This window comes from Brevibacterium atlanticum (assembly GCF_011617245.1).
Taxonomy (GTDB): Bacteria; Actinomycetota; Actinomycetes; order Actinomycetales; family Brevibacteriaceae; genus Brevibacterium; species Brevibacterium atlanticum.
In genome coordinates, this window is the sequence record NZ_CP050152.1 from 706,809 (window position 1) to 728,078 (window position 21,270).

Here is a 21,270-nt window from a genome sequence, read left to right on the forward strand (position 1 = left end):
TCGTGGCAGTGCACTCACGAACGGTGCTGGTGACCCGCATGGGCGTCGGTATCTTCGACCCGGTCTGGTGGCGAACCCGGCTCGGGCTCTTCAGCAGCATCACAGCCGCCAGTGTGGCGGCCATGGGCGAACGCGACCTCGTCTGGGCGGTGCTGCTCGATTCCGACCTGCCGCCGTCCATCCTCGGTGATGTCCACGACGTCTTCGACGCGCACGGTCTCACCGACACAGTCCGCTTCCACTTCGTCCCCGATCATTCACGCCTCGGCGACACCGTGAGGGCAGCGATCAGAGCTGAGACGCATCCGAAGCGTCCCATCCACGCGCAGATGCTCGATGACGATGATGCGATCTCAGCACGCCTCCACGATTCTCACCTCGAGGCGTTCGAACCCGGTGTCAACGGCGCCCAAGTGGCGACGACCCCACGGGGCGTGGGCATCGACGCGCCGAGGGGCAACCGCGGCGAACTCGTCTACCCCAGCCATGTTCCGAACTCCACCTTCTATGGTTCGGCGGCCGACGTCGGTGACCTCATGCTCTCGTCTCACCGGAAGTGGCTGACCACTGCGGTCCAGCGTGGGGGATCGGCTCACAAGGTCGAGACCGAGACCGATGATTGGCTCTACCTCTATCACCGGCAGGGCGACGGCGACTATGAGTCGCGGATCGCCCAGTTCGGTGACTCGATGCGCCCGCTGACCCAAGACGATCTCAGCCCATTCGGCATCGATCTCGAGGCGTTTCGCGCCGGCGTCGTCGAACACGAGTCGACCCCGGAGACCATGGGGCTGACCTGGCGTCGCACCCAGCCGCAGCAATATGCGCTGCTCGATCTGCACAGACGGACACGGGCGCTCAAGCAGAAGTGCATCCGCATCAACTCCGACATCTTCGGTGCGAGCGAACCGTTCTTCTACCTGCGCTCGCCGTTGCCGGGGAAATCGCGGAAAGCAGGGGCGACAGAGTTCATCGGGGTCGGCACTCCCGGCAGCCGGATCGAACTGTGGCTGAAGGGAAAGAACGAGTTCAAGAGCATGGGCACCACCGAATGCGGTGAGGACGGTTCTTGGTCGATCAGGCAGAACTTCCGAGCCGCGAAATGGTCGGTGGAACTGCGTCAGTTCGTCGGGCAGACAGCGGCCAACACTCTTCCGTTCAAGCTCAACATCGTCTGAGTCGGCGAGCTCAGCTGCCGACGACCTCTTTGAGGATCTGACCCAACAGCGCCCGCTTCGGCGGCACATGTCCCTCGCCCGCATCGACGAGGTGGGACTTCACCCGGTGGTCGTCCGGCAGAGCGTCGAAGAACGGCGAATAGTGGTGAACCATATGATCACTGTCGCCGGAGTTCTGCACATAGAGCACTGAGTTCCCAACCGGGCGACGGTAGAGATCGATGACATCAGTGCACACCGGCAGTGCATCGACCGACTGTCCGCCCCACGCATAATTGAGATACCTGTTGACGATGACTGGGACATACTCACGGATCGCCGTCTGAGGATTGACGGGAACGGCCGTCGACCCAGGGAAGTATGTGGCAAAGTAGAGCGACGCGAATCCGCCCCCGGAAGCACCGAAGAAGATCAGTCGCCGGTTCGGTCCCTCGAACTTCGATAGGATCTCGGTCAGCGCTTCCTGCAGCGTCGGCTGCCGACTGCTTCCGGCGTACCAGCCGAGCTTGATCCGGGAATCGACGTAGAGCGACGGGTCGCTGATGAAGAGGCGATTCGCTGGAATGTCCTCGGAGAACGTGGCACCGGAGAACACCGGGTAGCGGCGCACAGCCTTGGTGATCGCCGCGTGGAAGAAGACGATGGTGGTGTCGAATCCGCGGTCGTCGTAGCGCAGATCGACGGGAATGCCGTCGAGCACGATCGTGTACGTAGTCGACGCACCCGGACGAGGGCCAGCGAAGTCCGTTACAGAGTCAAAGTGGTGGTGCCCCACCTCGGGGATGGTGCGTGCGATCATCTCATCAGCTCCTTGCCATCTCGATCAGCGCGGCTCTGCGCCGGGAGTGTCGTCAACGGAGTCCGCGCCGGGATCCTGCAGGTCCCTCATCGCCTGCAGGACTTGGGACAGGGACTCCTTCTGAGCCCGATCCAGACCCGTTCGGTACAGCAATGACAGCGCTTCGATCTGCAGCGCGGATGAGTCGAACTGCGGCCTGTCCTGCGCGGCGATCGCGTCGTCGAACCACCGGCGAACCAGGCTCCTATTCGCTCGGATCCGGTTGTGGATCTCGTCGATGGAGCCGCGGACGGTGGACAACGCTGCGTCGACCTCCTCGCGCACCGTCGCAATGGACCGATCGTCCAATCGCACGGCACAGTCAGGAAACTTCAGCAGGTCGAAGATGCCGGGCATCTTGTGCCCGTGAGTCTCCGAGTACACACCGACGCTCGGGACCGCCTGAGCAGACGCGAGGATGACCGAGTGGAATCGAGAGGTCACCAAGAAGCCGAGGCGGCCGAGTTCGTCGACGAAGGTTCGGAACCCCTGCGGATCGATGAGTTCGACCCTCTCACCACCGGCGACCGTGCTGAGGTAGTCGGTGAGTGCCGTGGAGATCTCCCGGTCGGCTCGGGTCTGCACGATGATCTTCACCCGCCCGCCGTGAGCGAGATGGTCTTCGGCGATCGACGCAAACAACTGGAAAGCCTGGGACTGCTGGAACTGGGATTCGCGCAGCTTGTTCTGAACGAAGGCGGACCGTCGTGATCCCGGCCGGATGCCCATATCTTCGGGCCGGAGGACGATTCCGAGAACGTCCTCGTCACGTTCCGATTCCGCCTGCGCTCGCAGACCAGGGACGAAGAATCCTGGATCGAGCAGGACCGGGAGTTCGGGGTTCATCCGCGTCGATTCGAGCCGTCGGGACTCGGTGTCGCGGAAGGCCGCAGCAGCGAATCCGTGATGCAGGAACTCTTCGAGGGCGGTCCCGAACGCCGTACGGAAAGGACCGATCGTCGACGGGAGCAGAACGACTGGTTTGTCCGCCGACTGCGCAGCCAGCGCGGGGAGGACCCGCCAGACCAGGTCGACGAGGTTCTCACCGGTCGCCGATTCGAAGAGGTGCTCGCCGGCGTTGAGGACGATGAAGTCGGTATCGGCCATCCCGGTGTCGTCGGCGAACCGCTGCGGATGGGCGACGTAGTCGATGAGCAGTTCGATTTCATCACGGCCGCCCCGCTGCGTTCCATCCGTCGGGACGGTGAGCAGCTCCATGCCTTTGAGCGTGAAGCTCGACTGTCTGCGGAACTGGTCGGAGGGACCAAGGAGGACGGCCGTCGAGTCCTCGACATCGATATCTGCCCGCCGCATCAGCTCGAGCGCACCGGCATTGATGGCGAGGTCGCCCCAGTTCGAGGCGACATGCCCATAGAACAGCATCGTCCGTGTCATGACGTCAGCCTAGCGAGCACCGAGTCCATCACCGCACCGACGGCCGACCAGCTGCGCTCCGACTCCACCCATTCTGCGGCAGCCTCGATCCTGTGCTGGGTCGCCGTCGGATCCGCGATGACGGTCATGAACGCCTCGGCGAGGGCCTCTGGATCTCCGCTCGGCACGACGAGACCGCGCTCGCCATGCCCGGCGATCTCCGCCAGCGCCGGAACGTCGGAGACGACGACGGCCTTCTTCGCGGCCATCGCCTCGAACGGCTTGAGCGGAGAGACGGCGCGGGTCGCCGGAGTGAGCAGCCGCGGATAGGCACAGACATCGATGACCGAATAGAGCGCGGCGACCTGCTCATGCGGGACGCGTCCGGTGAAGATGAGCGTCGATTCGTCGAGTCCCAGTTCGTCGGCCAGGGCGCGGATCCGTGCTGATTCGGCCCCGTCTCCGACGAGGAGTGCTCGTACCGGGATCCCGCGGCGGCGCACAAGGTCGATTGCACGGACGAGGACATCGAGTCCCTCGTAGCCGACGAAGCTGCCGATATATCCGATGACGGGAACGGAGGTGCTCCAGCCGAAACGTGAGAGCACGTCCGGATCCTTCTCCGCTGCCGTGAACTCGGTGGCTTCGACGGCGTTGGGCATGAGGCGGATCGGTTCGCGCGTCTGCACTCGGGAAGAGATGATCTCGCGCATCGCCTCGGTGATCGTGACGACGGCATCCGAGTGCTCGAGCACTGCGTTCTCCAACACCACGGTGCGTGCTCGACGCCCTTCCATGCGGGCGGTGTTCGCGGCCTCGTAGACGAGTTCCCACATCCCCGAGACCTCGTAGACGACAGGAAGTCCGAAGCGTTTGGCCGCGATGAGACCCGGCAGCGCCGACACATAGGTCGAGCGCAGATGGACTGCTGACGGACGCTCCCGGCGGATCACCTCGGCGAAGTGGTCGATGGCCTCCCGCATGTACGCGAACTCACCGTCGGCGCGGGCGGAATCGCTGCCTACTCGCAGGTACCGGATGCCGTCGTGGACCACCTCGGCGGTGGCGCCCGGGTCCAAGGAGTTGGTCGCTTCGGGGAAATCGGGGCGGTTGAGTGCGGTGACCTCGTAGCCGTTGCCGACGATGGTCTTGAGCACGCTGTGTGCCCGGACGGCATAGCCGCCGCTCTGATCCGGCGCGCTCGCGTGGAGGATGGTGAGGATCCGTCCGGGTACGGCAGTGAACGGGACCGCAGTGTGCTCGGACACGGAGGCGAGCTCATGCAGCATCGCCGAGGCCGCGGTGGCCTCACTGATGAGCGGCCTGTCAGCCGTGGATGTGGTGGCATGATCCGCGGTCTCGACGATCTCGTTGAAACGACCGGTGCCGAAGAGAGCGCGGATGCGACGAGCTCGGTAGACCTTTCCGCGTTCGTCGGGAAGCGAGGACTCGACGAGGGACAGGGCTTCGGCGTAGAAGCCGGCGGCCAGCAGGTGGCCGGTCAGCAGATTCCGGATCGGGGCGTTCCGGCGTCGCGTGTCCTGGAACCGCAGCAGACGGATGAAGGCACCGGTCGTCGAAGCCAGGGGCAGCAGTCGGGATGACTCGATGCGGAATGCGTCGACGATGGCGCGGATGTGCTTGTGCAGTGCCGGAGACTCGACGACCTCGGTCAACCCGAGCGCGGCGCCCAGGGCGGTGACGTCGGCATCTGAGGGAAGCACGAGGTCCGAAGTCGGACCTGCGTCGAGGAGCTCGTGACCGCGAATCGAGATGATGGTCTGCTGCCCCGATCGGTTCGGCGTGAGCAGAATAGTCCTTGCGCGATCGAGCAGAGCCGGCCCCACGGATTCGGAAGTCTCCAAAACAGCGTCGATGGACTCCGTGACGACCACAGGCACGACAGGCAGAAGAGCAAGGGTCTCGAACACAGACCTCAGTGACTCACGTGCGAGCGCGGCAGAAGCAGTCCGAATCCGGATGACGTCGTGGTGGATGCCTACGGGGGACTCATCAAGCTGACGGACGAGAGCAGCAAGCCAGTCCGTGTCCGATGCCAGAGTCGCATCGAGCGTCGCCGTACCGTCGGCAGCCACGGTGAGATCAAACGAGCGGCGGGTCCCCTCACCGAAATCGCTGTTCGGTGCGTCCTGCATCAGTGGCTGCAGCCGTCTGCGCTGCCATGGCTTCGCCCCGGTCGCAATCGCATTGTCGGTGAGAAAGCGCGCCAGCTGCGGGCGGTGGTGGCTGGCCAGCAGGTCAGCGACGAACCGGGACCGCAACGACGACCCTTCGGCCACCGCAGCGTGGAAGAGGACGCGGCACACCGTCGCCGAGGCGGTGAGGCCGTTGAGCTCGGTGCAGATCTTCCGCACGGCCGTCTCACTGTCTCCGGAGTGCTCGGCCAGCAGCCGGGCGGAGGCACGCAGGCCGTCGAGGACCGCGTCCTGGCGTGGGTCTCCGGAAGCAGAGCCGTCCACGCTCAAAGAAGCAACGTCGGGGACAGTCGAGAGGACCGCACGGGTCGCGACGGACTCGCGGGCGTCGACTTCGACCCGTTCACTCATCAGTCGCCTCGCTGAGGATCGCGTTGATCGCGGCAGCCGTGGCCGATCTCGACAGGGGATTGTGGCCGCCCCGGGCATCGGAGTACAGCGATACGTCGAAACAGGATCGCTCACCGGAGTGTGCAGGAAGAGTGTCGATGAGGGCCGGCAATTGGGCCAGCGCATCGTTCTCGCTGGCGGCGTTGAGCAGGCAGCGTGTGCGTGGGACGTGCCCGAACTCGGCGAACGCGTGGGCCGTCGATGTCCGGTCGGGGAATCGTTCTGCGACCGCTTCCGGGGCGGCCCCAGCATAGATCTCGCGGGCGATCGTCGCGACGGGCATCGGGAGGTACTTCGTCCAATCGAACTGAGGGTTGTTCACCAGGACGCGGCAGCCATCGTCTCGGGCGGCTGCCTGGAGTGCTTGGAAGCCTCCGGCGCTGGTTCCGTAGTACAGTCGCGCCGCCGCCGGGATCTCGAGACACTCCGCGACGAACCTCGCAGTCTGAGCCATCGCCGGCAGCGCGAATCCGCCGGGAGCGCCCTGTCCCCACCCGATGCTGATCCGATTGTCGTGGCGCAGGGTCGGATCGGCGATGAAGAGGACATCGGCGTCGATATCCTCGACCCAGGTCCGCCGTTGGAAGATCTCCCGGGGATCCTTCTCTGGTGTGCGTCGGACAGCTCCGTTGAAAGCGATGACGAGTCGCTCGCTCGGTTCCTCTCGAGACCACAGGAGGGCGGGCACAGTCACCGTGCCCGCGTGGAAGTCGAAGCGCTGGAAGAGGCCCGGACGGCGCTCGATGCGGTCTCCGGGCAACAGGGTGCCCAATCTCTGGAACGGCGGCTCCTCGACGGCCTCATGCCCATCCGTCTGTCCCTGGGGTTCTTCGGTCAGCAGAGCCTCAGACATGCGTCACGGCATGGAGTTCGGCGAGCTCCGAGTCCGTCCACGACGTCTTGCCGTAGAACTGGGTGAGGCGACGGATGAGGTTCTTGCACTCGTCGATGTCTTCGGCAGCGGCGAAGGCGAGCTTCTGGACGAACCATCCCTTGACGAAGGGCTCTAACCGTTTCGCGTTGTAGTCCTCAAGCAGTCCGACCTCCCGCAGCCATGCCGACCGGTCCTCTTCCAAAGGCAGATACTTTTCGTAGAAGCGCGGACCGATCGCATTGACCGTCGAATTCGTCACCGCCGCATAGTAGGTGTGGATCGGCGTCGACGTCAGACCGATCCTCCGAGCATGGAAGAGCATCTGCTGGAAGAAGTACGAGTCCTGCCCGACAGCACCGATCGGCTGATAGATGCCGAGACTCTTCAACCACTCGGTGTTCGCCACGAGCGCCTGGATGCTCATCGGCTGGAACTTCACACGGGACAGAGCGTTGTCCTCGAGAACGCCGTCATCGCCGACGACGGGACGCAGAATACCTGCGTTCTTCACCGTGGTCCGGTTCTGTTTGAACCGCACCATATTGCCGATGGCGAAGTCGAAGCCGCGTTCGCCGACCATCTGAAGCAGCAGTGCATAACCGTCGTTCGTCTGCTCATTGTCCGGATCGAGGTAGGTCACGTACGGGGTTCGCGTGAGTTCGAGACCCTTGTTCCGCGGACGTGAGGCGCTGCCCGATCCGCCCGCCGGGAATCGATGGACTCGAACGTTGGGGTAGGCGCGGTCGAGCTCGTCGAGGATCGCCGGCGTTGCGATGTCGGTGGACCCGTCATCGATGAGCAAAATCTCGCTGCGGTCGAAGATCGAGGATCGACGCAGGGATTCGAAGCACTTGAACTTCAGATGTGGGCCGTTGTTGTACACCGGCACGACCACGCTGATCTCGGGTTCTGCCGTGACCGCGATCGTCTCGACCCGTTCGAGGACCAGATCGGAGGCGATCGCCAGAGTGGTTCGTCCAGGTCCGACACCATCACCGAGGCGGCTGCCGGTCGGGTGCCATGTGGCAGTGATCTGCTGGTCGGAGTCGATCGGATCGACGTACTCGTAGAGAGGCTCAGCGGTATCGATCGGCAAGATCCGGACCTCGTCGACATCGGTATAGCGGAACGCGTTCACCGCGTCCTGAACGAGGTTGGGGCCGAAACCGGAGCGCCCTGTGAGATCGATGACGACGTCGCCGTCGCTGTCGACGATGCTGTCCCCGCCGCTCTCCAGCGCGACCATCGGGCCTGTGTAGGTCTGCGTCGAACGGAACTCCTCGAACGCGGATTCGGTGAGTCCGGCGATGTGCACAGTGTGTTCGGGAGCGCCGGAATCGAGCCCCATCGCCTCGGCGATCGTGTCGATGCGGTCGAAGGCCGTGTTCGCTGTGAAAGCGGCGCGAATACCCGCGACCTGAGCGTCGCGGATGCTGCGTTGCGTCAGGGCCCGATACGTCTGCTCCATGTCGAGAGACGAGTCAGGCATACACACCTGCGGGTAGAGGGAGTTCACTCCGGCGTTGTAGTTCGACACGACGAAGGTGCCCATCGCCTGCAGCTCGATGATGCGATTGGCATACATCGACTGAGAGTTCACCACTGAGTTGAGGTTGATGCCCACGGGAAGGAGCCGCTGCAGATCGAGCAGTGCCTCATGATCGATCGGCCGGTGCAGATGCGGCAGATACCGTTCGGGGAACAGATACCGCTCAGCCTTGGCGAACTTGGCGGTGTCGAGCTCGAGGTTGCGGTCGACGATCGTGAGGTCGGCCCCGGCTGACAGGAGTCCGTCGAAGATCCGCTGAGCCGATGACTTCCGTTCCGGGTACTTGTGTTCGAACCAGGATCCGGCGAAGACGAACTCGCATCCGGTGTGGCGCATGCTCCCGAGCGGGTGGTGATGAACGAAGTTCACCGCGAAGGGCAGAACGGACACCGGCACTCGGTCGTTGAGATACTGGCGGTATTTCGGCACGCATTCGACGGCGCTGGTGAACACGTGGTCGGCGAACTTCGCCAGGGACGCGAACTGGACGTAGTTCGGCGGATCCTCCTTCGAATAGAAGGCGATCGGAATATCGTTCTCACGGGCGAACGGCACGACCTTCGATTCGAGGTTCTCACGCGCCGGAGAGCCGGACAGGGCGACGTTGAACCATTCGTCGTCGAGACCGCGCCAGGCAGACGTGATGAGCAGGAGGTCGATGTCTGCCATGTCGTCGGCATAGGTCTCAGGATCGATCGGCACCACGTGGGCGGCGTCTTTGAGTGAATCGAAGAGGAACCTGTCGGCGATGATCCCGATGCGCAGCTTCCGGCGAGGATCCCAATGCTGTCCGGAGCTCGTGGGCAGCTGCTCGGCTTCTGCCATGAGGGCAGAGATCTTGTTCTCGACCGGAGCAGCGAAGGCTCGTTGGCGCTCCAGATATTCGTCTCGGTCCGCCGCCAGGTCGATGTAGGGGTGCCGCCCGAGAACCCCGTCGAGGAAGTAGTCCGACTGCATGTGCACATGCAGTGACTTCTGCCGGGTGCGGGTCGATTTCAGCTTCCGGATCCGAGAATCGAGCTCGGCCTGCCGCTTGGTGATGTCAGCGTCCTTCATCGGCGTCCCCCTGCCTGCTGCGCGCTTCCACGCTGGGGACGGCGAAGGCGCCAGTACGCACGCTGCACTTGCATCGCCTTGGAACCGAGCAGGCGTTCGAGCCGCTCATTGACCGAGGCGAGCTTCGCATCCCGCTTCGCGAGTTCGTTCTTCAGCCGAGCGATCTCCCTCTCGCGTCTGCCGATGCCGCCGAGGAGCTTCGACTCGCGGTCATAGGCACTGATGAGCTCTTGGGCGAGGTCGGCATTGAGCGATGCGGTCTCATCGATGACGCGAGAGACATTGTCGCGGACGGAACCGATGTCCTCGGTCCCGGTCGGGGTGGTCGTCAAGTGGGCTCCAGGTGTCCAACGTGCACAGCGGAACCCTCTGATTCAAGGGCGTTCCACTGCCGAAACTTCACAGCTTGACGGTTACGCTACTGGGCACCGGAGGCCGAATTCCCCTATTTCACCAACAGTTCATCTGCCGCATACGAAGAGTTCCGCAGACGAGCTCAGAAGCAGTAGTGCCCCGGGGCGTATCCGAACGCATGGACGTCGCCGTTCGCCAGCAGCAGATCGTCATCGACGCTCCACGTATGCGCATGGTCACCGCGGACCTGGACGAAGTTGAACCGGTCGGCCGAATAGATGCGGGCACCGTCCGCGATGAGCCGCTGCTGAAGTTCCGTGTCCTCGCCCAGGGTGCGTTCGGCGAAGGGATTGTCCAGCAGCGTCGACCGATAGGTCATCAGGGTCGGGCCCATGACGAGGTCGGTGAAGCGATGCTCGCGTTCGGGGAACCGACGGATCACGATGTCGCGGCCGCGGATATGCAGATAGTGCGCCTGCTTGCCGACGAGTTCCGCGTTCGAGTAGCGCAGTGCCGCGAGCTGATCGCCGAGGTAGTGCGCTCCGTAGACGTCATCATCGTCCATCTTTGCGATCACCTCACCGGAGGCCGCCTCGATGCCGCGGTTGAGGCAGACGCCCAGCGGCTGTGAGGAGTCGACTTCGACGATCTGCAGGTGCTCGATGCCAGCATTCGTCGCCCGGGTCCGCAGATCCGCAGGCACCTCGAAGCCGTGTGCGACAAGGACGAGTTCCTTGTCCTGGTGCAGCTGTTCGGCATGTGTGGTCAGAACCTCGCCGAGGTGGTCGGGCCGGTTCGTGGAGACGACCGCCGACACCGACGTGGGGAACGGCCGTGCATAGTCGAGACCGAGCGAATCCATCACCGTCATCGCCCGGTGGGTGTAGGTGTGTTCGGCCCAGATGCGGCGCTGGGCGAGGTGAACGCTGCGATCACGCAGCTCGGGGCTGCGCACATGGGCGCGAAGCACCCACTCCGCGTCCTCGGCGGTCTCCGGCTGCGGCACCTCGTCGGTCGGGAAGAACTCACGGGTGGCCGCGCTGGGAGTGGTGACGACCGGTGTGCCGGCGGCGTTGATCTCGAAGATCCTGCGGGCGCACATGCTGGGGGAGTCGGTGACGGAGTTGACGTTGAGGAAGACCTTGTAGTGCTTGTAGGCCGTGAGCAGATTCCGGTAGGGCAGGGAACCGACGACCCTCTCGGCGAGGGCGCCCGGGAACTGGTAGCGCTCATCGTCGCCGAGGAACCGGGAGAAGATCTCGAGGCCGTGCTCCATCCGCCCGGACACTGCGTCGGCAGCGCCCAACAGCAGGTCCATCTGCGCTCTGCGCTCGGGGTACTTGTGAGCGAAGTACATTCCGGCGAAGGCGATGTCCCTGGCCCCGGCGTTCCTGGCGGGCCGGGACGGGTTGTGGATCGCGGGCTGTGCCGCGAATGGCAGTGCCGCAATACGGTCATGGCCCAGCCGGGCACGGTATTCCGGGACCAGTCTGACATCGCTGGTGAAGACGACATCGCAGAGTTCTGCCAGCGGCAGGAAGTCCTCGAAGTGCGGAGGATCCTCCTTGTTCCAGAAGACCGTCGGGATGCTGCGGCGGCGGCATTCGGCCAGCAGGTCCGTGATCTCCGGGCCGGGGCCGGACGGACCGGTGAGTTTGAACTTCCACTCTCCGTTGTTCCCGTTCCACGCGGACTCGACGAAGACGAAGTCGAGCCCATCGAGCTCGCTCGACCAGCCCGAGATCGACAGCGGTCTGGTCGCCCATTCGTAGCCGAAGCTCTCGGCCGAGAACTCATCGAGGATGACCCCGACCTCGAGGGTGTCGAAGACGGGCGTGCGGTGGGGCTTCGGGAGGGCAGGGAACAGCTCGGCGAGCACTTCTGCCGACAGGCTGCCTGTTGCCACCTCGGCAGAGGATTCCGCAGCACCCTGCGCGATCGATCGGCGACGTCGCCACTGTGCCATCTGCGACAGACCGCCCTTGCGCAGATGCCAAAGAGCGGTCCTCGCGGTGCGAAGCGGTGAACGGGGCACGAACGGGTCCTCTCGGCGGCAGACTGGGGCCAGGGATCAGATCAGAAACGCGGCTGCGAAGCACAGAATATGACAGTCGAACGACCTGAATGAGGCCCGCAGGTAAACGGCAGAGAACCTTGTTTCAGGCAGTTGAAACTGAAATCAATCCTTAATGTTCGCATCGTCCATGATGTGTGAATCCTGTTAGGGCCAATAGTACAATCGTGACGTTGCAGTGGGCAGGAGAAGCGCCGACGGTGCAGTTCGCACCGTCAGGTGCAGGCACCGCCCCACGTCATGAAAGCGGATGAAAAGAGGACAGTGGGAAGCACTCCTGAGCCCATTCCCTCACGGACCCCGATGAGACGGCACGGCAGAGTCCTGGCACTCTCGCTTATCGACGGATTCGTCTTCGCCTTCCTCGTGGTGGCGATGACTTTGGTGCGATACGACTTCCATACCTACCTGGTCAATGCTCCCGGGATGTTCGTCTGCTCGGCGATCGCTCTGATCGTCTTCCTCATCGGCGGACCGATGGCGATCTATCGCGGACGTTACCGTCGCGGATCGACCGACCAGTTCGCGGCCATCGTCGGAACGGTCGCCCTCGGCGTGGGGCTGATGTGGGTGGCCGAATTCGCTTTGGCCAGCAGCCTGCTCATTCCCACCAGTGTGCCGATCGCAGCCGGTGCGATGATGATCGTGGCCAAGAGCCTCGAGAACTGGGTGCGCCGCAACCTGCGGCAGCGTACGCTCACCTCCTCGGGATCCTCCCGGCCCACCCTCGTCGTCGGCGCCGGCAACCAGGGAACGCTCGCGCTCGACATGATCGCGCAGGACACCCGGAACGAATATGTCGCCGTCGGCATCCTCGACGACGATCCGGCGAAACGTCACCTGCGCTACAACGGCACCCGCGTTCTCGGGCCGATCAGTGATATCGGCGCCCATGTCGATCGCACGGGTGCCGGCGTCGTCATCATCGCCATCGCCGACCTTCCGCCCGAAGAGCTCTCTCGGATCGCCTCGAACCTCGAATCCCGTCCGGTCGAGATCAAGATCATGCCGAAGCTCTCGGACACCCAAGTCTCCCGGCACGAACCGGACTCTCATGCTGTGGCAGGCCTGCGCCATCGCGGATTCCGCGATGTCAGCCTCGAAGACCTCATCGGGCGCAAACCGATCTCGACGAACATCGACGACATCGCCACAGCGATCACCGGCAAGGTCGTCCTCGTCACCGGCGCCGGCGGTTCCATCGGCTCCCAACTGTGCCGCCAGGTCTCTCGCTTCGCCCCGGCCAGGCTCGTCATGACCGACCGGGATGAGTCCGGTCTGCACGCCACGGAACTCGGTCTCGAAGGGTCCGCGCTGCTGACCAGCGATGACCTCGTCCTCGGCGACCTGCGCGATCCGGCATTCATCGACGCCCTCGTCGCCGAGGCGAAACCAGAGATCATCTTCCACGCAGCGGCTCTCAAGCACCTGACGTTCCTCGAACGTTTCCCGGAACAGGCCGTGCGCACCAATGTGGGAGCCAGTCTCGATCTCCTCAACGCCGCTGTGGCGAACGATGTCGATTCCTTCGTGCACATTTCGACGGACAAGGCGGCAGGCGCAACCTCCGTGCTCGGGCGGACGAAGTTCTCCATCGAACGGGCGGTCGCCGCGGTGGCGGCGGAGACCGGTCGGCGGTACATGTCTGTGCGGTTCGGCAATGTGCTCGGCTCGCGCGGTTCGGTCCTCGAGACGTTCGTGGCACAGGTGGCCGCCGGTGATCCTGTCACGGTCACCGATCCCGAAGTGACCCGCTATTTCATGACTGCCGATGAGGCCTGCGAACTCGTGCTGCAGGCAGCTGCCATCGGGGAACCGGGCGAGACACTCGTGCTCGATATGGGCGAACCGATCCGGATCGACGACCTCGCCAGACGCGTCATCGCACTCTCGGGTCGCAGTGATGCCCGTATCGTCTATACGGGTCTGCGTCCGGGCGAGAAACTCACCGAGGCACTGCTGTCACCTGGCGAGGTCGACAACAGACCCAAACATCCTCTGATCACGCAGGTGCCGATCTCCCCGATCGATCTCGCCGCGCTGAGAGACCTCGTGGCCGAGTCGCGCGATCCACGTGTCTTCACCCATCGTCCAGAGCTCGAAGCACACCTGACCGGACTCATCGATGCGCCCTCGGCTGAACTCGCCGCCGATGCCCCGGACGCCGGAGTCGGCCACTGATGGGTCTTCAGCCGCTGCTGATCGTCGTTGTGGCCGCGGTGGCCACGGCGCTCAGTGCGCTCATCACCTTCCCGCTTCTGCGCAGAGCCGGCATCGTCGACGTCCCCTCGCACCGCTCCTCTCACACACAGCCGACGGTGCGCGGCGGCGGGATCGCCATCGGGTGTGGCATCACCGTCGCTACGGTGGTGGCGATGATCTGGAGCATCATCGAACACGGGATGTTCGGAGTCGGCAGCGTCCTGCTGCCGATCGGATTCCTGGTGCTCACCTGGTGCTATTCGGCGATCGGGATGAGCGACGACCTCGACTCCCTGCGGCCCGCAGGACGTCTCATCGGACAGGTGGTTCTGGCACTGATCTTCAGCGCCACCATCGCGATGTTCTCCACTCAGGGCCTCGCCCATGCTCTTGCCTTCGCCGTCATCGGAGTCGGCACCGTCAATGCGGTGAACTTCGTCGACGGTCTCAACGGCTATGTCGCCGGGTGGACCATCGTCACCACCGGGTGGTTCGCCTTCGTCGGCGCATGGCTCGGTGAGAACGACCTGACTCTCCTGGCGTTGGCGGTGGCCGGTGCGGCCGTCGGGTTCCTGCCGTTCAACCTGGGCCGGGCGAAGGCGTTCCTCGGCGACACCGGAAGCTACGGGATCGGTGCCGCCGTCTTCGTCCTTGCTGTGTGGCTGTTCGTCCAGGGCGTGCCGATCGTCGTCATCATCGCTCCGATGATCTTCGTGTTCTTCGACGTCGGGCTCACTCTCGTCCTGCGACTCTTCCGCGGCGAAAACATCTTTCTGCCGCACCGCGAACACATCTACCAGCGCATCCAGCAGGCCGGCTGGTCGCACGGCGCCGTCTCCCTGTTCCACGCCTCGTTGAGCGTGCTGGCGTGCATTCTCTCCGTGCCGACGTTGATGGGCGGCAACACGGCTTCGACGTATCCTTCTCATGTGTTCTGGGTCTTCCTGCTCGGGCTCTATGCCCTCGTGCCGCTGTGGCTGCGCAAGCGCACTTCCGCCGAGGCGGTGCCCGCATGAGGATCGTCCTGCTCAGTCACTACTACTACCCGGAAGTCGGTGCCCCGCAGCGTCGGTGGCGGATCCTCAACGATCACCTGCGCACGGCCGGACACGATGTCATCACCGTCGCCCCGCACCCGCACTATCCGTACCCTGACCGGGACAGGTTCTTCGACTCCACAGTCGGTCGGGGACGGAAGCGAGTCGACATACGTCTCGGCGGCACGTGGGACACCGGAGTCGACGGTGAGCGCATTCTTCGTGTGCCGTATCTGCACAGCGGTTCGTCGATGGTCCGACAGCTGCTCGACCAGACGGTGTCTGCCACCGGTGCCTGGTCTGCCGTCGTCGACCGGCTGCGCGGTCGGATGAAACCGGATGTCATCGTCTCGACGACCCCGGCCCTGCCGTTCCTGATCGCCGGGGACGCCCTGTCACGACTGCTGCGGGTGCCGCATGTCGCCGAAGTGCGGGACGCCTGGCCTGACCTCATCCCGGAGATGAACCTGGTCACCGGTGCTCTCGGTCGGTACCTGCCCAGCTCGATCACCGGTCGTCTCGAGCGGGACGTCCTGCCGAATCTCTTCACCCGTGCTCAACGGCGGGCCGCCGTCGTCGTCGTCACCACCGATGGCTTCAAGCAGAGGCTCGAGGCCCGTGGGGTCACCGCCGAGGTGGTGCGCAGCGGCGTCTCTCCGGCAGAACTCGCCGGCGCCTCGGGACTGACTGCGACCGGCGCGATTCCCGTCATTTCGTCCGAAGCCGCGGATCTCTCCGCGCCCTCTTCCGATACGAAGAAGGGCAGAGGAGGACGCAGCGGACTCAACCTGCTCTACGTCGGCACCGTCGGGCGCTCACAGGACCTGTCCACCGCGATCCGTGCCCTGGCACGGACTGACGGGGTTCGTCTGCGCATCGTCGGCGACGGCGTGGACGCGGCAGCGCTCAAGGACGATGCCGAGATCAATCGCGTCCCCGTCGAGTTCTTCCCTCAGCACGCGGGAGCAGAGCTCGCCGCCCACTGGGAGTGGGCAGATGCCGGACTCGTCAGCCTCAGTCCGCTCGAGTCCTACGAATACACGGTCCCGTCGAAACTCTATTCGCTCATGGCCCGGCAGATACCAGTCCTCGGAGTCGTCGCGGGGGAGGCTGCGGACATCATCATCGGCACTGCGGCCGGCGAGGTCGCCGCCCCCGGCGATGTGGATGCCGTCGCATCCGCCATGACAGTGATGCGCGAGCGCATCGAGTCCAGCGACGCCTTCGGCCAGAACGCACCCGGCGGCATGGAACCGCGCGAATGGGTCGTCCGGCACGCCTCGGCCGCGGCGATGGGCCATGGTTACGAACGCATCCTCAGGCAGGCCATCTCGTGAACCTCAGCTTCCTCGCCCGCCAGATCACCAACGTCGTCACGACGACGGCTGCACACATCACCGACGACCGCGTCTTCTTCGGCATGCAGCTCGCCCGCCGCCTGCCGGGGCCGGCTTCGAGAATCGTCGGACGAGCGATCGGTCGGCTTCCCGGCGACGCCGGCCGGGCCGCGTCCGCATGGCTGCTCGGTCATGAGACGACCGCCAAGGAACTCGTCACCTGCTCGCGAACACCTTCCAGACTGCTCGGCGAGATCGCCCTCAACCTCGGCCTGCTCGACGAGGCCGAGACCATCGCCGAGGCGGTTCCCCGAGCGGCAGCACTGTCCTCGCGCATCCGGTGGACCAAGGGCGACATCGACGGAGCGATCGCCGTGCTGCCTGCAGGCGCACGCCGAACCCGTCTCATCGAAGAGAGACGGAGTCTGCAGCCCGGCTGGTGGCCCGACGTGAACAGCCACATCACGGCACGCCCGGCTGAGCAGACGAAACCGAGTCCGCTGCCCTCTGCACTGTTCGTGCTGACGAACTCGCTGCCGCACACCCGTTCCGGATACGCCTACCGGTCACATGCGATCCTCACTACGCTGGGGAATGCCGGTCACGAGGTGGCCGCGGCAACTCGGCCGTCCTACCCGGTGACGATCGGAAGAGTGAGCTCGGGACCGGTCGAGACCGTCGACGGTGTCGACTATCTCCGGCAGATTCCCCTCCGCCCGCTGTCCACCCCGACCGCGCGCCTCGATGACCAGGCGAGCTGGCTCGCGGCTCAAGCGCAGAGCCGCGGAGCCGACGTTCTCCACACGACCACGCACTATGTCAACGGACTGGCCACCGGTGCCGCAGCCAAGGCGACCGGACTGCCATGGGTCTACGAAGTCCGCGGCGTCCTCGAAGAGACCTGGGCTGCCGCCGGAGGCACACCGGCTGAGCGTGAGGCTCGTCGGGCGAGCCAGCGCTTCGACCTCATGCGTGCGAAGGAGATCGAGGTCGCCTCGGCTGCCGACGCCGTCATCACTCTTGGTGAGACGATGCGTGAGCATCTCATTGCTGGGGGAGTGTCGGAGGAGTCGATCACTCTCATTCCGAACTCTGTCTCGGAATCCGTCGTTGACGCCGACGTCGCCCGGACCCCCGCCGAGGTGCGGGCCGGCCTGGGTTTGCCTGACGCAGGAACGTGGGTGGGCACAGCCGCCTCGATCGTCGGCTACGAAGGACTCGACGACCTCGTCGACGCTGTCATTCTCGCGCGCAGCCAGGGGGTCGACCTCAGACTGCTCATCGCCGGAGACGGTGTGGCACTTCCCTCTCTGCGCGAACGTGCCAGTGTGTTGGGGGAGCACGCAGTATTCGCCGGACGCGTGACTCAAGCGGAAGCGATCGAACATCAGCTCGCCCTCGACGCCATCGTTGTCCCTCGAAAGGACGAACCGGTATGCCGACTGGTGACCCCGATCAAACCCATTGAAGCCATGGGCCTGGCCCGACCGATCGTCATCTCCGACCTGCCGGCCCTGCGGGAACTCCTCCCGGACTATGCAGGAGTGTGCGTGAGCCCGGAAAATCCGAGAGAATTAGCCGATGTGCTGTCGGAGCTCGCCTCCGACGAGGGCGCAAGAAGGAGATTCGGACAGAATGGACGTGAACATGTTCTCGCGACACGGAGATGGAAGGACATCGGTCGCCGCTATGGTCAGGTCTATTCCCAGCTCACAGGAGTTGCCGCGCAGTGAGTGAGAAGTCGCAAACGGTCGAGGCGAAGAACCCTCTCGGCCTGAGTTCGATCCCTTCGGTCTCGAGCGAAGGACTCGTTCCCGTCGGCCGACGCACCAGCCTGCGCAGCTATCTGGCGGCCCTATGGAGTCGCCGGCATTTCATCCTCGCCGAATCGCGGGCCAAGATGAGCGGATCAACGAGGAAGAACCTCCTCGGCTACGGGTGGCTCTTCCTCAACCCGCTCCTGTCAGTTCTCGCGTTCTGGTTCATCTTCGGATTCATCCTCCAGTCCTCCCGCGGTATCGACAATTTCCTCGGCTACCTGGTCATCGGAGTGTTCTTCTTCCAATTCACCGGAAAGTCGATGACGGGTGGAACCGGAGCGATTCGCTCCGGAGCATCGATGATCAAAGGTTTCCAATTCCCCCGTGCAGCGTTGCCGATCTCCGTTGTTGTCCGGAACTTTCTCGATTTCATTCCGACTCTCGCCGTGATGATCGTTCTCATCTTGATCCTTCCAGACGCAGAAGTGATCACGTGGCGAGTTGTCCTCGTCATTCCCGTCATCATCCTGCAGACGATCTTCAACGTCGGACTCGCCTGCTTGTTAGCTCGAATCGGCCACAAGATTCCTGACCTTACGAACTTCATGTCGATCGTCAGCCGATTCTGGCTCTATGGCTCTGGTGTCTTCTTCTCCATCGAAGACCGGCTGTCGGATCACCCGGCCCTTTTGGCTGCGATGCAGTTCAATCCGATGCACGCCTACCTCACGATCGTGCGCAATTCTCTGCTCTACGGTGCCGACACGGACCCGTGGCTCTGGTTCGTGGGAATCTTCTGGGCGTTCGGACTGCTCATCGTCGGCTTCCTGTTCTTCTGGAGAGGGGAGGAGAGCTATGGTCGAATCTGAGCTCCAGGAACCCAACATCATTGCGGAGAACGTTCAAGTTCGCTATACCGTCAACACGAATGACCCGAGCCAACGGGCCAAGGGCCTGCGCCGTTTGACGAATGCCGTCGTCGGTCGCCAAGGCCAGACCACGGTTCGCGCCCTGCGCGGCGTCAACTTTGTCGCGCGCGAGGGCGAAATGGTCGGCATCGTCGGTGCCAACGGATCGGGAAAGTCGACATTCCTCCGCAACGTCGCTGGAGTCGAACAGCCCGATAGGGGTCGGATCCTCGTCCGCTATCAGCCATTGCTCCTCGGAGTCAGCGCTGCACTCCAACCTGCGCTGTCGGGCAGTGAGAACGTCCGCCTCGGATGTCTGGCGATGGGACTCTCACCCGAGGAAGCAGCTGAGGCCTTTGACTATGTCGTTGAGCTCTCGGCACTGGGTGCGGCAATACACCGGCCCATGGGCACGTACTCCTCAGGTATGGGCGCCCGACTGAGATTCGCCATCGCCCTGGCCGCGAGACCCAAGATCCTTCTCATCGATGAAGCACTCTCGACGGGAGACGCGACCTTCGCCGAGCGCAGCGAGCGGGCGATGGACGAACTCTTAGCGGAAGCCGGCACGGTCCTCCTCGTCAATCACGCGGCCAAGGTGATCCAGGAGCTGTGCACCCGCGCCGTATGGATGCATCGAGGCGAGATCCTCATGAATGGCCCTGCTGAAGCGGTGGCCGAGAAGTACCGTTGGTGGGCATGGAACGTTGCCAAGGGCAAGGAGGACATTGCCGACAAACTCCTTTCAGATGTGATGAGCAATGCTGTCAAGGAAGAGATCAACATCCTCGAGCCCGAACTCATCAGGAATCCGATTCCACGCCACGCGGCACGGTCGACTAAGCAGAAGATCGTCGCTGCTCGCCATGTGAAGCGGAATCATGAGGTCGAGGAAGTCGAAGAGACTCCGACTCCGATGCTGGCGGCCGCCGAGGAACAGGTCTGGCCCACATCCTTCGACTCCGAGATGCCGAAGGCCAAGTTCCCAGCACTGCCCAAACCTGCCGCTCAGGCCGTCAGCGCCCCACGAATCTCCGACGCTCCGCCGCTGCGACTGAACCCGAGTAAGAAGCGGGTCGTTCTGCGGGCGGCGAATCCGAGCGATCGGGCGTCGTCGGTTGCCGCTGCCGATGACTTCACAGGTCGGCGGCTGGCATCTCGCGCGCGTAAGATCGCTGATCAACGCTATGAGGAGCGACAGCGCCTGCGGCAAGAAGACGAGGTGCCTGCCGTCCACCAGGATTCGAACCGATGAAGATCGCCATCTTCGGTTCCTGTGTGAGCCGTGATACTGCAGAGTTCATGCCTGAAGCTGAGGTCGTGGCCTACGTGGCCAGACACTCGGTGACGAGTCTGGAGTCGCCACACGGCACAGCTGGTATTGATCTCAGTGATCTGAACTCGGCTTTCCAGAAGCGGATGGTCACCAGCGACCTTAAAGGATCCGGCATCGCCAGGATCCTTAAGAACGCAGAAGACCTCGATGTCGTCCTCCTCGACCTCGTCGATGAACGACGCGGTTTCTGGAAGTTCCGCGATGACTCCACTATGACGAACTCGATTGAGGTCGAGTCCTGTGGTGCTGCGCGCGTTGCACGTCGCGAGGGAGCTCGACTGATCGAGTTCGGCACCGACGAGCACTTCTCTCGGTGGAAATCAGGCTTTACGATGCTGATCGAGGAGCTCAAAGCTGCGCAACTGTGGGAGAAGACCATCCTTCTCGACATCGAGTGGGCCGGCGCCGTTGACGGAGCTCCCCACCCACAGAACGACGGACTCGCGAGGCTCGGCCGGGGATGGCGGCGGCTCCAACGCGGAGCACGTGAGGCCGGTCGTGGTCTTTCAAGCGGTCGCGGTGTCGGCGACGCATGGCAGAGCCTGCGAGCCGTGAAACCGACCGAAGCAGAGGAATATGCCGACCGTGCCCTGTCCGCGAATGCCGACTACATCCGGTATCGTAGAGAAGCACAGTCACTGACAAGGTCGTCCGTGGTGAGAGCAAGCAGTGACGTTCGAATCGCAAGAGACCATAAGTGGGGACCGCAGCCCTTCCACTACCGCAATGCCGACTACGAATCGATCGTCGAAGAGATTTATCAGCTTGCTAAGTGACGTATCCGAAG

General features: G+C 63.7%; 15 protein-coding genes. 8 read left to right on the forward strand and 7 right to left on the reverse strand.

The window, feature by feature from the left end; translation table 11 throughout:
* The first annotated feature begins 8 nt into the window (after positions 1-8).
* Positions 9-1,178 carry a glycosyltransferase gene (locus GUY23_RS03070; protein WP_166969630.1) on the forward strand — a complete coding sequence of 390 codons (1,170 nt, stop codon included), beginning with the start codon at positions 9-11 and terminating at the stop codon, positions 1,176-1,178.
* 10 nt (positions 1,179-1,188) lie between these two features.
* Here GUY23_RS03070 and GUY23_RS03075 read toward each other — a convergent pair whose 3' ends face one another.
* From GUY23_RS03075 to GUY23_RS03105, 7 genes are all read right to left on the reverse strand, one after another.
* Entirely contained in the window at positions 1,189-1,977 is a 789-nt protein-coding gene (locus GUY23_RS03075) for a hypothetical protein (protein ID WP_166969632.1), read from the reverse strand.
* A 24-nt stretch (positions 1,978-2,001) separates the two neighbouring features.
* Complete coding sequence (locus GUY23_RS03080) at positions 2,002-3,411, reverse strand: polysaccharide pyruvyl transferase family protein (RefSeq protein ID WP_166969634.1); 1,410 nt, start codon at positions 3,409-3,411, stop codon at positions 2,002-2,004.
* Complete coding sequence (locus GUY23_RS03085) at positions 3,408-5,957, reverse strand: glycosyltransferase (RefSeq protein ID WP_166969636.1); 2,550 nt, start codon at positions 5,955-5,957, stop codon at positions 3,408-3,410. Before GUY23_RS03085 ends, GUY23_RS03080 begins: the two co-directional genes overlap by 4 nt.
* Complete coding sequence (locus GUY23_RS03090; RefSeq protein ID WP_166969638.1) at positions 5,950-6,849, reverse strand: hypothetical protein; 900 nt, start codon at positions 6,847-6,849, stop codon at positions 5,950-5,952. The genes GUY23_RS03085 and GUY23_RS03090 overlap by 8 nt, the downstream gene beginning before the upstream one ends.
* Positions 6,842-9,475, reverse strand: coding sequence for a glycosyltransferase (locus tag GUY23_RS03095; protein WP_166969640.1), 2,634 nt, complete (start codon positions 9,473-9,475; stop codon positions 6,842-6,844). The genes GUY23_RS03090 and GUY23_RS03095 overlap by 8 nt, the downstream gene beginning before the upstream one ends.
* Entirely contained in the window at positions 9,472-9,807 is a 336-nt protein-coding gene (locus GUY23_RS03100) for a hypothetical protein (protein ID WP_166969642.1), read from the reverse strand. The genes GUY23_RS03095 and GUY23_RS03100 overlap by 4 nt, the downstream gene beginning before the upstream one ends.
* 164 nt (positions 9,808-9,971) lie before the next feature.
* Positions 9,972-11,795: a glycosyltransferase family protein gene (locus GUY23_RS03105; RefSeq protein WP_166969644.1), complete on the reverse strand. Its 1,824-nt coding sequence runs from the start codon at positions 11,793-11,795 to the stop codon at positions 9,972-9,974.
* A gap of 411 nt (positions 11,796-12,206) precedes the next feature.
* Here GUY23_RS03105 and GUY23_RS03110 point away from each other — a divergent pair, with 411 nt between their 5' ends.
* The 7 genes from GUY23_RS03110 to GUY23_RS03140 are packed head-to-tail and all read left to right on the forward strand — an operon-like array spanning position 12,207 to position 21,259.
* Positions 12,207-14,084 carry a polysaccharide biosynthesis protein gene (locus tag GUY23_RS03110; RefSeq protein WP_166969646.1) on the forward strand — a complete coding sequence of 626 codons (1,878 nt, stop codon included), beginning with the start codon at positions 12,207-12,209 and terminating at the stop codon, positions 14,082-14,084.
* On the forward strand, positions 14,084-15,121 hold the full coding sequence (locus GUY23_RS03115; RefSeq protein ID WP_166969648.1) for an MraY family glycosyltransferase: 1,038 nt from the start codon (positions 14,084-14,086) through the stop codon (positions 15,119-15,121). Before GUY23_RS03110 ends, GUY23_RS03115 begins: the two co-directional genes overlap by 1 nt.
* A complete protein-coding gene (locus GUY23_RS03120) occupies positions 15,118-16,479 on the forward strand; it encodes a glycosyltransferase family 4 protein (protein WP_166969650.1) in 1,362 nt (453 codons plus the stop codon). The genes GUY23_RS03115 and GUY23_RS03120 overlap by 4 nt, the downstream gene beginning before the upstream one ends.
* Positions 16,476-18,212 carry a glycosyltransferase family 4 protein gene (locus tag GUY23_RS03125; RefSeq protein ID WP_166969652.1) on the forward strand — a complete coding sequence of 579 codons (1,737 nt, stop codon included), beginning with the start codon at positions 16,476-16,478 and terminating at the stop codon, positions 18,210-18,212. The genes GUY23_RS03120 and GUY23_RS03125 overlap by 4 nt, the downstream gene beginning before the upstream one ends.
* Positions 18,209-19,108: an ABC transporter permease gene (locus tag GUY23_RS03130; RefSeq protein ID WP_166969654.1), complete on the forward strand. Its 900-nt coding sequence runs from the start codon at positions 18,209-18,211 to the stop codon at positions 19,106-19,108. Before GUY23_RS03125 ends, GUY23_RS03130 begins: the two co-directional genes overlap by 4 nt.
* Positions 19,095-20,402, forward strand: a complete 1,308-nt coding sequence (locus tag GUY23_RS03135) for an ABC transporter ATP-binding protein (RefSeq protein WP_166969656.1) — start codon at positions 19,095-19,097, stop codon at positions 20,400-20,402. Before GUY23_RS03130 ends, GUY23_RS03135 begins: the two co-directional genes overlap by 14 nt.
* Positions 20,399-21,259, forward strand: coding sequence for a DUF6270 domain-containing protein (locus GUY23_RS03140; protein WP_166969658.1), 861 nt, complete (start codon positions 20,399-20,401; stop codon positions 21,257-21,259). Before GUY23_RS03135 ends, GUY23_RS03140 begins: the two co-directional genes overlap by 4 nt.
* The last annotated feature ends 11 nt before the right edge of the window (positions 21,260-21,270 follow it).